This is a genomic window from Serratia ureilytica (genome assembly GCF_017309605.1).
Taxonomy (GTDB): domain Bacteria; phylum Pseudomonadota; class Gammaproteobacteria; order Enterobacterales; family Enterobacteriaceae; genus Serratia; species Serratia ureilytica.
In genome coordinates this window covers 2,153,961-2,166,944 of the sequence record NZ_CP071320.1, presented here as the reverse complement: position 1 = coordinate 2,166,944, position 12,984 = coordinate 2,153,961, and the positions used below count along the sequence as shown (strand labels likewise).

13 protein-coding genes are annotated in these 12,984 nt (G+C 58.4%); 6 read left to right on the top strand and 7 right to left on the bottom strand.

The window, feature by feature from the left end; all coding sequences use genetic code 11:
• The first annotated feature begins 66 nt into the window (after window positions 1-66).
• A complete protein-coding gene (locus J0X03_RS10080; protein WP_004932322.1) occupies window positions 67-411 on the top strand; it encodes a RidA family protein in 345 nt (114 codons plus the stop codon).
• A 61-nt stretch (window positions 412-472) separates the two neighbouring features.
• On the opposite strand, the gene mdtI is transcribed toward J0X03_RS10080, so the two are convergent.
• The 4 genes from mdtI to zwf all read right to left on the bottom strand — a co-directional run bounded on the left by mdtI (window position 473) and on the right by zwf (window position 3,981).
• Window positions 473-802: a multidrug/spermidine efflux SMR transporter subunit MdtI gene (gene mdtI, locus J0X03_RS10075; protein ID WP_016927446.1), complete on the bottom strand. Its 330-nt coding sequence runs from the start codon at window positions 800-802 to the stop codon at window positions 473-475.
• A complete protein-coding gene (gene mdtJ / locus J0X03_RS10070; RefSeq protein WP_004932327.1) occupies window positions 789-1,157 on the bottom strand; it encodes a multidrug/spermidine efflux SMR transporter subunit MdtJ in 369 nt (122 codons plus the stop codon). The genes mdtI and mdtJ overlap by 14 nt, the downstream gene beginning before the upstream one ends.
• 552 nt (window positions 1,158-1,709) lie before the next feature.
• The gene (locus J0X03_RS10065; protein ID WP_116286359.1) at window positions 1,710-2,351 is read right to left on the bottom strand and encodes a bifunctional 4-hydroxy-2-oxoglutarate aldolase/2-dehydro-3-deoxy-phosphogluconate aldolase; all 642 of its coding nucleotides are present in this window, start codon (window positions 2,349-2,351) and stop codon (window positions 1,710-1,712) included.
• A 154-nt stretch (window positions 2,352-2,505) separates the two neighbouring features.
• On the bottom strand, window positions 2,506-3,981 hold the full coding sequence (gene zwf / locus J0X03_RS10060) for a glucose-6-phosphate dehydrogenase (RefSeq protein ID WP_033643346.1): 1,476 nt from the start codon (window positions 3,979-3,981) through the stop codon (window positions 2,506-2,508).
• A gap of 447 nt (window positions 3,982-4,428) precedes the next feature.
• Here zwf and J0X03_RS10055 point away from each other — a divergent pair, with 447 nt between their 5' ends.
• The 3 genes from J0X03_RS10055 (at window position 4,429) to J0X03_RS10045 (ending at window position 7,900) form a co-directional block, all read left to right on the top strand.
• On the top strand, window positions 4,429-5,301 hold the full coding sequence (locus tag J0X03_RS10055) for a MurR/RpiR family transcriptional regulator (RefSeq protein ID WP_033643347.1): 873 nt from the start codon (window positions 4,429-4,431) through the stop codon (window positions 5,299-5,301).
• 190 nt (window positions 5,302-5,491) lie between these two features.
• Window positions 5,492-6,934 (top strand): pyruvate kinase, encoded by a 1,443-nt coding sequence (pyk, locus tag J0X03_RS10050; protein WP_019452801.1) that lies wholly within the window; start codon window positions 5,492-5,494, stop codon window positions 6,932-6,934.
• An 84-nt stretch (window positions 6,935-7,018) separates the two neighbouring features.
• A complete protein-coding gene (locus J0X03_RS10045) occupies window positions 7,019-7,900 on the top strand; it encodes a leucine-rich repeat domain-containing protein (protein WP_147880053.1) in 882 nt (293 codons plus the stop codon).
• A gap of 49 nt (window positions 7,901-7,949) precedes the next feature.
• Here the strand turns inward: J0X03_RS10045 and lpxM are convergent, their stop codons facing one another.
• The 3 genes from lpxM to znuA form a co-directional block, all read right to left on the bottom strand.
• Window positions 7,950-8,918, bottom strand: coding sequence for a lauroyl-Kdo(2)-lipid IV(A) myristoyltransferase (gene lpxM / locus J0X03_RS10040; protein WP_033643349.1), 969 nt, complete (start codon window positions 8,916-8,918; stop codon window positions 7,950-7,952).
• Between the two features lie 150 nt (window positions 8,919-9,068).
• Window positions 9,069-10,391 (bottom strand): murein DD-endopeptidase MepM, encoded by a 1,323-nt coding sequence (gene mepM / locus J0X03_RS10035; RefSeq protein WP_047574883.1) that lies wholly within the window; start codon window positions 10,389-10,391, stop codon window positions 9,069-9,071.
• A 20-nt stretch (window positions 10,392-10,411) separates the two neighbouring features.
• Window positions 10,412-11,356 carry a zinc ABC transporter substrate-binding protein ZnuA gene (gene znuA / locus J0X03_RS10030; protein ID WP_033644289.1) on the bottom strand — a complete coding sequence of 315 codons (945 nt, stop codon included), beginning with the start codon at window positions 11,354-11,356 and terminating at the stop codon, window positions 10,412-10,414.
• A gap of 78 nt (window positions 11,357-11,434) precedes the next feature.
• Here znuA and znuC point away from each other — a divergent pair, with 78 nt between their 5' ends.
• Together znuC and znuB are read left to right on the top strand one after the other, a co-directional pair.
• Complete coding sequence (znuC, locus tag J0X03_RS10025; RefSeq protein ID WP_004932357.1) at window positions 11,435-12,193, top strand: zinc ABC transporter ATP-binding protein ZnuC; 759 nt, start codon at window positions 11,435-11,437, stop codon at window positions 12,191-12,193.
• Window positions 12,190-12,975: a zinc ABC transporter permease subunit ZnuB gene (gene znuB / locus J0X03_RS10020; protein WP_033643351.1), complete on the top strand. Its 786-nt coding sequence runs from the start codon at window positions 12,190-12,192 to the stop codon at window positions 12,973-12,975. The genes znuC and znuB overlap by 4 nt, the downstream gene beginning before the upstream one ends.
• The last annotated feature ends 9 nt before the right edge of the window (window positions 12,976-12,984 follow it).

The following is a 12,984-nucleotide window of genomic DNA, read 5'->3' as shown; positions in this document are numbered from 1 at the left end:
TATCGCCGCGCTTTTTCATCACCGGCTGTGCTACCCTTAGCGGGACTATGATATGGAGATAAGCAAATGAATATCGAAAGAATTGATCCCGATCAGCGCTGGTCCGAAGCCGTGGTGCACAACGAGACCGTTTACTACACCAGCGTGCCGGAGAATCTGGACGATGACGCGACCGCGCAGACCGCCAACGCCCTTGCCGCCATCGACGTGCTGCTGGAACGTGTAGGGTCGGACAAAAGCCGTATTCTGGATGCCACCATCTTCCTGGCCAATACCGCCGACTTCGCCGCGATGAACGCCGCCTGGGACGCCTGGGTTGTCGCCGGCAGCGCGCCGGTGCGCTGCACCGTGCAGGCTCAGCTGATGAATCCGAAGTACAAGGTGGAAATCAAAATCATCGCCGCGCTGTAAGCCTCGCGCAGACGAAAAAAAACCGCAGACGGCAACGCCTGCGGTTTTTTATTGCCCGCTATCAGGACAGTTTGAGGATCACCATCCCCGTCAACAGCAGCGCCAGGCCAATCCAGCCTTTGGCGTTCAACCGCTGGCCGAACATGATCCAGCCTGCGGCGATGGTGGCGGCGATACCGAAACCGCCCCACAACGCGTAAGCGATTGACAGATCGATGCCCTTTACCGCCTGCGCCAGGGCGCTGAACGCACCGAGTACCGACAGCAGCGACAGCAATCCCAGCCAAATTTTACGGAAACCGTCCGACATCTTCAGGAAGATGTTGGCGATGATTTCCAGCACGATGGCCAATCCCAGGAACCCAATGTGGTACAACTCAAACTGTTGCATGGTTGTCACCTCGCGGGCTGACCTGTTTTCGCTCTTTGCGGGTACCGGATTTCACCAGCATGATACCGGCGATCAGCGTAGCCAGACCCAGTACCTTCAGCGCCGAAATGGGCTCGTCGAACCACAGCACGCTGAACAGGGTAATGAACAGAATGCCGATACCTTCCCACAGCGCATAAGCTACGCCCAACGCCACGCGTTTTACCGCTACTGACAGCAACACATAAGACGCGGTGATCATCACGTACATCACGATATGCCCGATCATGCCGCCATTGACGCTGGCGTATTTCATCGACAAGGTGCCGATGATTTCGGTCATGATGGCCAAACCTAAAAAGATCCAATAAATCATAATTTTTCTCCCAAACGGCGAATAACGCACGCCAAGGCATATTTATCCCGATTTATCTCGTCGAACGGCCGCAGTACGGCGCGCAAGACGCAGAGATCCCTGGGGATAAACTGACCCAAACGCAAAAAGAATGTTTGCCCGGCTGAACGGTAGAGCGAAGGCGTAAGCCCGCTACCAGCACCGGTTAAGGGAGAAAGACGCTATAGCTCGCTGCACCAGTGATGCTCACTGGCAAGGATCGCAGACAGGAAGAGTTGGCACGTAGAGGTTCTGAGGGTAGTTCCGTTAATAGTCATCATAATAGTTCTCTATTATCAGCCGCACACCGTGCGATTTGCCCAATATCCTCATAAAAGTAAAATTTTCAACTGAGATATTTTTACCACAGCCAAAATAAGAAAGCAAACTGCCGTTTTCATAAAAAAGCAGAAAAAAACGGGTTAAAAATAAGAAAGTTAATCGCGATAAAAATTAAAAAAGGCCCAACGGAGCGTTGAGCCTTGCGAGATCCGCGGGTGAGCAAATAAGCGCCAACCCCAGGCCTGGCGCGGGTTACAACGCGGCGCCGCTGACGGCGCTGCGCGCCAGTTCAGTGATGCGCGCGTAGTCGCCGCTTTCGAGCGCATCGGCCGGCGCCAGCCAGGAGCCGCCGATGCACAGCACGCTTTTTAGCGCCAGATAATCGCGGTAATTGTTCGGCGTAATGCCGCCGGTCGGGCAAAAGCGCACCTGCGGGAACGGGCCGCCGATCGCCTGCAGCGCCTTCACGCCGCCGTTGGCTTCCGCCGGGAAGAATTTGAATTCGCGCAGGCCGTAATCCATGCCCAGCATCAGTTCAGATACGGTGCTGATGCCCGGGATCAACGGGATTGACCCCGCCGTCGCCGCCTGCAGCAAAGCGTCGGTCAGCCCCGGGCTGATGGCGAACTGCGCCCCGACCTCGGTCACCTCCCGCAGCTGCTGTGGATTGATCACCGTACCGGCGCCGATGATCGCCTCCGGCACCTCTTGGGCGATAGCGCGAATAGCCTCCAGCGCACAGGCGGTGCGCAGCGTCACCTCCAGTACCCGCACGCCGCCGGCAACCAACGCTTTCGCCAGCGGCACCGCCTGTTCCAGCGTGTTGATCACGATAACAGGCACCACCGGCCCCGCCGTCAGGATCTGTTCAGCGCTGGTTTTCCAGTTTGTCATCATTCTTTCTCCATTACTCGCGGTTAACAATGGCACGCCCCTGCCACAGGGCTCCGCGCAAACGCGCGAACGTCCGGCCGTACCGTAAGTGATGTGGCCCACGCGCAGATCGCAGGCAAAAAAAAGCCGGCAGACGGGCTGCCGGCATTGCGCATTACTCGAACTCGTTCCAGGAACGGCCGTCGCGGGTGATCATCGCCACCGAGGCCACCGGCCCCCAGGTGCCCGCCTGATAAGGCTTAGGCGCTTCGTTGTCGGCTTTCCACGCGTCCATGATGGAGTCGACCCACTTCCAGGCCTCTTCCACTTCGTCACGGCGCACGAACAGCGCCTGAATGCCCCGCATGGTCTCCAGCAGCAGGCGCTCGTAGGCGTCCGCCACGTGCTCCTGGTTGAAGGTTTCCGAGAAACTCAGATCCAGCTTGGTAGTCTGCAGGCGGTGCTTGTGATCCAGCCCCGGCACCTTGTTCAATACCTGAATTTCGATGCCTTCGTCCGGTTGCAAACGAATGGTCAGCTTGTTTTGCGGCAGCTGCTGATAAGAGTCGCTGAACAGGTTAAGCGGCGGATTCTTGAAGTACACCACCACTTCCGAGCATTTGGTCGGCAGACGTTTACCGGTACGCAGATAGAACGGCACCCCGGCCCATTGCCAGTTGTCGATGTCCACGCGGATGGAAACGAAGGTCTCGGTGCTGCTGCTCTTGTTCGCCCCTTCTTCTTCCAGATACCCCGGCACTTTCTTGCCCTGAACGAAACCGGCGGTGTACTGACCGCGCACGGTGGTTTCCCGTACATTGGTCTGATCGATGCGGCGCAGCGAACGCAGCACCTTCACCTTCTCGTCGCGGATGCGGTCGGTGGTCAGATCCGCCGGCGGCGACATGGCGATCATGGTCAGGATCTGCAGCAGGTGGTTCTGGATCATGTCGCGCATCTGGCCGGCCTGATCGAAGTAGCCCCAGCGCCCTTCGATGCCCACCTCTTCCGCCACGGTGATCTGCACCGAATCGATGGTGCGGTTGTCCCAGTTGGACGCGAACAGCGAGTTGGCGAAACGCAGCGCCAACAGGTTCAACACCGTCTCTTTGCCGAGGTAGTGGTCGATGCGGTAGACCTGGGACTCGTTGAAGAACTCCGCCACCTGATCGTTGATCACGCGGGAGGACGCCAGATCGGTGCCCAACGGTTTCTCCATCACCACGCGCGCCGGCTCATGGTTCAGCTTGGCTTCGCCCAACCCTTTGCAGATGGCGCCGAAGGTGCTTGGCGGCATGGCGAAGTAGTTGATGGTGGTGCGATGCTTCTGATCCAGCATTTTACCGAGTTTGGTAAAGTTCTTGCTGTCGTTGACGTCCAGATTGCAGAAGTCCAGGCGCGCGCTCAGCGTGGCCCAGAGTTCGTCATCCAGCTTTTCCTTCATGAAGGTGCCAAGCGCTTCCTTGACCACTTCGGTATAGGCTTTTTTATCCCACTCCGCGCGGCCGACGCCGATGATCCGCGTATCCGGGTGGATGTGTCCGGCTTTCTCTAACTGGTACAGGGAAGGCAGCAGCTTACGGCGCGCCAAATCACCTTTCGCGCCGAAAATAACCAGGTCACACGCCTGGGCTGTAGAGGTTACCGCCATGTTCATCTCCTCGTTGCAGGATATTTGTAATTTTCTTACATTACTAATGTACTCTGTTTGACTACGGCCAGCAAACCCGGCGCAGAAGCAGAAAAAAGACGTTAAGATCTCAGTGGTAGCGCCACTGCGCGCCGGCGCCCTCACAGGCGGGCAAAACTGTAATTTTTCGTCTTTTTTGACGCTCTGTTACCATTATGAAAGTTAGACACAGGTCATATTCTGGTGAAAAAAGCCTGCATACGCCCTGTCGAGACTGCCAACGATTACCAGCACGTAGTATATTTTCACTAAACCGGCATTGATTTCTCCTTTGTTTGCAATCGACATACCCTATCGATTTCAGGTTACAGCCGCTCGTTTGGCGTCTGCTTGCACGGCGAACACGGGCGAAATTCGGCGCTGTTGCTTGAAAGCCACAGGGATAAAACCATGAGTGACTCTCGTTATATGAATACGCTGGACAAAATCCAGAGCCATCTGGAGCTCCTGAGCAAATCTGAAAGGAAAGTCGCCGAGGTGATCCTGGCCTCCCCGCAGACCGCCATTCACTCCAGCATCGCCACGCTGGCGCGCATGGCCGACGTCAGCGAACCCACCGTCAACCGTTTTTGCCGTCGCCTTGATACCAAAGGCTTTCCCGACTTCAAACTGCATCTCGCCCAAAGCCTGGCTAACGGCACGCCCTACGTGAACCGTAACGTCGAGGAAGATGACAGCGTCGATTCCTACACCAGCAAGATCTTCGAATCGGTGATGGCCAGCCTGGATACAGTAAAGGCAAATTTGGATATTGCCGCAATCAATCGTGCGGTTGACCTGCTCACCCAGGCAAAAAAGATCTCTTTCTTCGGTCTGGGCGCCTCCGCCGCCGTGGCCCACGACGCGATGAACAAATTTTTCCGCTTCAATATTCCGGTGGTCTACTTCGATGACATCGTCATGCAGCGCATGAGCTGCATGAACTCCGGCGAGGGCGACGTGGTGGTGTTGATCTCTCACACCGGCCGCACCAAGAACCTGGTGGAAATGGCCCACCTGGCGCGAGAAAACGACGCCACGGTACTGGCTATCACCTCGCGCGATACCCCGCTCGCCCAGGCGGCGACCCTCGCGTTGCTGCTCGACGTGCCTGAAGACACCGACGTTTACATGCCGATGGTGTCGCGGATCGCGCAATTAACGCTCATTGACGTGCTCGCCACCGGATTTACCTTGCGCAGAGGGGCTAAATTCAGAGATAACTTGAAGCGGGTCAAAGAAGCGCTCAAAGAATCGCGCTTTGATAAAGGCGTAGTCATTCCCAACAGTTTTGACTCGTAACCCGACGAAGAAAAAAGTCGCCGTTCAACAGACATTTGAATGGCGACATCAGAGGCTGTACCCTGTTAATACGCTCATGCGGGTAACCCGGGTGAAATATCAGTGTTGTAAAATTACATTTCACGCCTGGTTTCGTTATCCGACGTTATCGCAACACCAATATTTGCTTCACCAGTCAACGGAGTAATACATGTCCAGACGGCTCAGAAGAACCAAAATCGTTACCACCCTGGGTCCGGCTACAGACCGCGACAATAATCTGGAAAAGATCATTGCCGCCGGCGCCAACGTAGTTCGGCTTAACTTCTCCCACGGCAGCCCGGAAGATCACCAGGCTCGCGCAGACAAAGTTCGCGAAATCGCTGCCAAACTGGGACGTCACGTCGCTATCCTTGGCGATCTGCAAGGGCCGAAAATCCGCGTTTCCACCTTCAAGGAAGGCAAAATCTTCCTCAACGTGGGCGATAAATTCCTGCTGGACGCCAACCTGTCAAAAGGCGAAGGCGATAAAGAAAAAGTCGGTATCGACTATAAAGGCCTGCCTGCCGACGTCGTGCCGGGCGACGTCTTGCTGCTCGACGACGGCCGCGTTCAGCTGAAAGTGCTCGAAGTTCAGGGCATGAAAGTATTTACCGAAGTCACCGTTGGCGGCCCGTTGTCCAATAACAAGGGCATCAACAAACTCGGCGGCGGCCTGTCGGCCGAAGCGCTGACCGAAAAAGACAAGGCGGACATCGTCACCGCCGCCAAGATCGGCGTCGACTACCTGGCGGTCTCCTTCCCGCGCACCGGTGAAGATCTGAACTATGCTCGCCGCCTGGCGCGCGACGCAGGCTGCAACGCCAAGATCGTGTCCAAGGTCGAGCGCGCCGAAGCGGTCTGCAGCGACGAAGCGATGGACGACATCATTCTGGCCTCCGACGTGGTGATGGTCGCCCGTGGCGATCTGGGCGTCGAAATCGGCGATCCGGAGCTGGTCGGGATCCAGAAGAAACTGATCCGCCGCGCCCGTACTCTGAACCGCGCGGTGATCACCGCGACTCAGATGATGGAGTCGATGATCACCAACCCGATGCCGACCCGCGCCGAAGTCATGGACGTGGCCAACGCCGTGCTGGACGGCACCGACGCCGTCATGCTGTCGGCGGAAACCGCTGCCGGCCAATACCCGGCGGAAACCGTGGCGGCGATGGCGCGCGTTTGTCTGGGCGCCGAGAAGATCCCGAGCATCAACGTTTCCAAACACCGTCTGGACGTGCAGTTCGACAATATCGAAGAGGCGATCGCCATGTCTTCGATGTATGCGGCCAACCACCTGAAAGGCGTCACCGCGCTGATCGCCATGACCGAGTCCGGCCGCACCGCGCTGATGATGTCACGCATCAGCTCCGGCCTGCCGATCTTCGCCATGTCGCGGCATGAGCACACGCTTAACCTGACCGCGCTGTATCGCGGCGTGACGCCGGTGTATTTCGACAGCCACAAAGACGGCGTCATCGCCGCCAACGAAGCCGTCAATCGCCTGCGCGACAAAGGCTTCCTGGTCTCCGGCGATCTGGTGATCGTCACCCAGGGCGACGTGATGGAAACCGTCGGCACCACCAATACCAGCCGTATCCTGCGCGTCGAGTAATTCACGCCGCAGACGAAATGCCGGCCGGCTCACCTAGGCCGGCATTTTTTTTGCTCTGACACTGCCATTACGACGGAGAACGCCATGCTCCACCAGCACAATCCCGCCTCGACCTATGATGAGCTCGAGCTCGATGGACGCGGCCTGACGCAGCTCGACGAATCGCTGTTTGCCGGCCACGCGCTGCGCAAGGTCAGCCTGTACAACAATCAGCTGACGGCCTTCCCTACTCCCCTATTCCGGCACCAGAATCTGCGGGTGCTGAACATCTCTTGCAATCAGCTCGACCGTCTGCCGCCGGAGATTGGTCAGTTGCAACAGCTCGAGATGTTCGATTTTGGTCACAACCGCGCGAGCGAACTGCCTGAAACATTGGGGCAGCTGCACCGGCTGAAATACCTCTACCTGAGCGATAACGGCTTTAGCGACCTGCCGCGTGCGCTGGCGCAACTGCAGCAGCTCATCTATCTCAACGCGACCGATAACCAGCTGACCGCCTTGCCGCAGGCAATACCGAGGCTGGCGGCGTTGCAGGAGCTGCGTTTATACAACAATCGCATCCGCAGCCTGCCCGGCGAAATCGGGCAACTACGCGCGCTGCGCGAGTTGCATATCATGAGAAATGCCCTGACCACGCTGCCGGCGGAAATGACTCTGCTCGGCGAGCTTGAAATACTCGATGCGGCCAACAATGCCATCACCGAACTGCCGGCAGCCTTCTGCCGCCTGCCGCGATTGAGCGAGCTGAACCTGCGTTTTAATCAGCTGACGCGCCTGCCGGAAAATATCGGTGAGCTCACGGCGCTGAGAAGTCTGGATCTGCGCGCCAACCGCCTGAGCGATCTGCCGGAAAGCCTCGGTGAACTGAGCCGGCTGCGCAAGCTGGATCTGCGCTGGAATGATTTCACCCACACGCCCAACGTCATTGAGATCCTGCGGGCGCGCGGCTGTATGGTGCACATCTGAAGTGACGCCGGCCAGGGTGTGGCCCGACCGGCGTTAGCGGTAGATAGGATTAACGATACAGATCGTCGCGCGAGTAGGGTTCAATCTCCCCTTCCTTGCGCGTCTTCAACAGTTTGAGGATCCAGGTGTACTGCTCCGGGTTCGGGCCCACCAGATTCTCCACCTCTTCGTTCATGCGGCGGGCAATGCGCGGATCGTCCGCTTCAGCCAGATCGTCCATCGGCTCGCGAATATAAATATCCAGCATGCTGGTTTTGCCGTCGTACACCGGGAACAACGGCACGATCGCCGCACGACACACTTTCATCAACCGCCCAACCGCCGGCAACGTCGCCTTATAGGTGGCGAAGAAGTCGACAAACTCACTGTGCTCAGCACCGTGATCCTGATCGGGCAGATAGTAACCCCAATATCCCTGGCGAACCGAACTGATAAACGGTTTGATGCCGTCATTGCGCGCGTGCATGCGGCCGCCGAATTTACGACGCACGGCATTCCACAGGTAGTCGATCAGCTGATTGCGCTGATTGTGGAACATCGCCGCCATCGGTTGACCGCGCGCGGCCATCAACATCGCCGGCACATCCACCGCCCAGCCATGTGGCACCAGGAAAATCACGTTGCGCCCTTCCGCGCGGATCTTGTCCAACACCTCTTCACCGTGCCAACGCACGCGCTTGAGCACTTTTTCCGGTTTGGTGCAGGCCAGTTCCGCCATCAGCACCATCGACTGCGGCGCACAGGCGAACATCTGGTCGATAATGTGCTCACGCTCGCTTTCCGGCAGTTCCGGCAAGCAATACAGCAGGTTGATGCGGGCACGACGACGCGCCCCTTTCGCCAGCTTGCCGGCCAGTGTGCCGATCGCTCCCAGCATCGGATCGCGCAGGCGCGCAGGCACCAGAGAAACGCCGGCCATCAGGCCGGTTCCCAGCCACACGCCCCAGTAGCGCGGGTATAAAAAGGCTTTTTGAAACTGCGGGATGAACTCTACGTTCGATTTCTTCTCGTTTTGCATGCACATGCTCTTCGCTTAGCAATTCGGCTAATCATAATTGCCATCACCAATTTTGCAATTAACAACCGCGAACCGCCCAGATAAAACAGCATCGGCCCGCAATCAGGCCGATGAAATTAGCGGCGCCGAAGCGCCGGAAAAAGGGGGACGTTAATCCAGTTGCAGCTGAGGAACCACTTCCTTCACCTGCGCCAGATAATCGCTGCGGTCTTTGCCGCCCAGCCCTTCAGAACGCGGCAGCTTGGCCGTCAGCGGGTTCACCGCCTGTTGGCCGGTCCACAGTTCAAAGTGCAGGTGCGGCCCGGTGGAGCGGCCGGTGTTGCCGGAGAGCGCTATGCGATCGCCACGCTTCACCTTCTGGCCCGGTTTCACCAGCAGCTTTTTCAGGTGCATATAGCGCGTGGTGTACTGGCGACCGTGACGGATCGCCACATAGTTGCCCGCCGCGCCGCTGCGCTTGGCGATCACCACCTCGCCGTCGCCGACCGCCAGCACCGGTGTGCCGACCGGCATGGCGAAATCGACGCCCTTGTGCGGCGCCACGCGGCCGGTCACCGGGTTCACGCGACGCGGGTTGAAGTTGGAGGAGATGCGGAACTGTTTCATGGTCGGGAAACGCATGAAGCCGCGCGCAAGGCCAGAGCCCTGGCGATCGTAGAACTTGCCGTCCTCGGCGCGGATCGCATAGTAATCTTTGCCGCCCGTGCGCAGACGCACGCCCAACAGTTGGCTTTGCGATTTCTTGCCGTCGAAATGTTCGCGCGACATCAGCACGGAGAACTGGTCGCCCTTGCGCAGTTTGCGGAAATCGAGCTGCCATTGCAGCGCCTTGATCACCGCATTGATTTCGTTACGGCTCAACCCGGCGTCGCCGGCGCTGCTGACGAAGCTGCCGTTAACGCGGCCGCTGATCACGTTGTTGCGCCATTCGCCCTGCTGCGCCTCTTTCGACTCTTTGAAGCTGTTGCCGACGCGATCGTAGGTGCGGGTTTCGCGACGAGAAACCTCCCAGGTCAACTGCTGCAGATCGCCCGCTTCGTTCACGGTCCACGACAGCTGTTGGCCGATCTTCAGGTTGCGCAGATCGCGGTTTTGCGAAGCCAGCAGCGTGACATCCGACATATCGATGCCGTACTGCGTCAGAATGCTGCCGAGGGTATCGCCGGTGGAAACCACATATTCATGCACGCCATCATCGCCGGCATCCTTCTGGTCCAGCTCATCCTGCGGGATTTCGTCATCGGGGGTGGGTTGGTCGGCATCTATCGGTTCACTGGCTTCGGGGAGCAATGACCGCAACTGGCTGGATTCTAACTCGACGCTCTTGGCGATGGGATTGTGTTCTGGGTGGTAAACAAAAGGCCGCCAAACAGCGACGGCCAATGTGACGACTGTCAGCGACCCCAGCATGACGCGGTGGGGCCGTGGCAGGTTGTTATACGCCAGAGCGATAGTTCGGACTATCTGCTGCACTCGATATTATCCTCATAAGCTTACTTCAGGCAGCTCACGTACTGGCTTGACAACTGTGTCAGGAATTTCCCGTAGCTGTCCTTCCCCAGCGCGATGCCGATGCCCAGCGGGTCCAGCGTTCCGGAACGCACAGTGGTACCCTTGGCGACGGCATTGATTACGGCCGGCCTGAATTGTGGCTCAGCAAAAACGCATACCGCTTTCTGCTCAACCAACTGTGTTCGAATTTGGTGTAGGCGCTGTGCTCCAGGCTGAATTTCGGGATTGACGGTGAAATGGCCCAGCGGACTCAAACCGTAGTGTTTCTCAAAGTAGCCGTAAGCATCATGAAAAACAAAATAACCCTTACCTTGCACAGGCGTAAGCATGTTACCAACATTTTTGTCAGTTTGCGTCAGCAGATTCTCGAACTGGCGCAGGTTTGCGTCTAATTTGTCCTTATTTTGCGGCATAAGTTCCAACAATCTGTCGTGAATCGCGATCGCGGTCACTTTTGCCACCTCCGGCGACAGCCAAACGTGCATATTGTACTCGCCGTGATGATGCCCATGATCGTCATCAGCATGGTTATGCGCCTCGCCTGCATGATCATGATCGTCGTCATCTTCGCCTTTCATCAGCAGCGGCTTCACCGCGGGCAGTTCGCTGATGGCGAGTTTGCGGGTTGCCGAGATAGGCACCAGCGCCTTGGTCAGGAACGCTTCCATATCCGGTCCGACCCACAGCACCAGGTCGGCAGAACGCAAACGCTGAATATCGGAAGGCCGCAGCGCGAAGTCGTGCGGCGAAGCGCCATCCGGCAGCAGCACCTCGGTCGGCGTCACGCCGTCGGCGATAGCCGAAGCGATAAAGCCCAGCGGACGAATCGTCGTCACCACCGCCGCGGAAGCGCTGCTCAGCGGGCCGGCCATCACGAGTGCGCTGGCCAGCAGCGTGCGCTGCAGCCATTTATTTTTCTGTGCCATCATCAGTAATCCCATCGTTTTCATCAACAAGGCGTGATATTATAACATTCGCTTCGTTCTGCAACCTGTAATCTCGAGATGTCTACACTGATAACGCTAAAAAATATCTCCGTCGCCTTCGGCAGCCGCAAGGTGCTGTCGAATATTTCCCTCAGCCTGCAGCCCGGCCGTATTCTCACCCTGCTGGGCCCGAACGGCGCGGGTAAATCCACGCTGGTGCGCGTAGTGCTGGGATTGGTAAAACCGACCGCCGGCACGCTGGAGCGTGAGCCCGATCTGCGCATCGGCTACGTGCCGCAAAAGCTGCACCTCGACGCTACCCTGCCATTGACCGTCAGCCGCTTTATGCGCCTGAAGCCGGGCGTAAAGAAAGCCGACATTCTGCCGGCGCTCAAACGCGTGCACGCCGCCCACCTGCTCGACCAGCCCATGCAAAAGCTCTCCGGCGGCGAAAACCAGCGCGTGCTGCTGGCGCGAGCGCTGCTGAATAAACCGCAGCTGCTGGTGCTGGACGAACCCACGCAAGGGGTGGACGTCAATGGCCAACTGGCGCTGTACGATCTGATCGATCAGCTGCGCAAGGAGCTGGGGTGCGCCGTGCTGATGGTCTCGCACGATCTGCATCTGGTGATGGCGAAAACCGACGAGGTGTTGTGCCTCAATCAGCACATCTGCTGCTCCGGCGCGCCGGAGGTGGTGTCGATGCATCCCGAATTCATCGCCATGTTCGGCAACCGCGGCGCAGAGCAGCTGGCGGTGTATCGCCACCATCACAACCACCGTCACGACCTGCAGGGAAGAATTGTCTTGAAGAAAACCGGGAGCCGCGAAGCATGATCGAATTGTTACTTCCCGGCTGGCTGGCCGGGGTGTTGTTGGCCGGCGCCGCCGGGCCGCTGGGCTCCTTTGTGGTCTGGCGCCGCATGTCCTACTTCGGCGATACCCTGGCGCACGCCTCGCTGCTCGGCGTCGCCTTCGGTCTGCTGCTGGACATCAATCCTTTCTATGCGGTGATCGCCATTACGCTGCTGCTGGCCCTGGCCCTGGTGTGGCTGGAGCGCCGCCCGCAGCTCTCGGTGGATACGCTGCTCGGCATTCTGGCCCACAGCGCGCTGTCGCTGGGGCTGGTGGTGGTGGCGCTGATGTCCAACGTGCGGGTCGATCTGATGGCCTATCTGTTCGGCGATCTGCTGTCGGTCACGCTGAGCGACATCGTGATGATCGCCGGCGGCGTCGCCGTGGTGCTATTGGTGTTGTGGTGGCAATGGCGCGATCTGCTGTCGATGACCATCAGCCCTGAGCTGGCGCACGTCGACGGCGTCAATCTGGCGCGGGCGCGCACCGTGCTGATGCTGGTCACCGCCTTGACCATCGGTCTGGCGATGAAATTCGTCGGCGCGCTGATCATCACCTCGCTGCTGATCATCCCGGCGGCCACCGCTCGCCGCTTCGCGCGCACGCCGGAGCAGATGGCGGGCATCGCGGTGCTGCTCGGGATGGTGGCGGTTACCGGTGGCCTGACCTTCTCGGCGTTTTACGATACGCCTGCCGGCCCTTCGGTGGTGCTCTGCGCCGCCGTGCTGTTCACGCTGAGCCTGTTTAAAAAACAGCAGGCTTGATTAAAACCG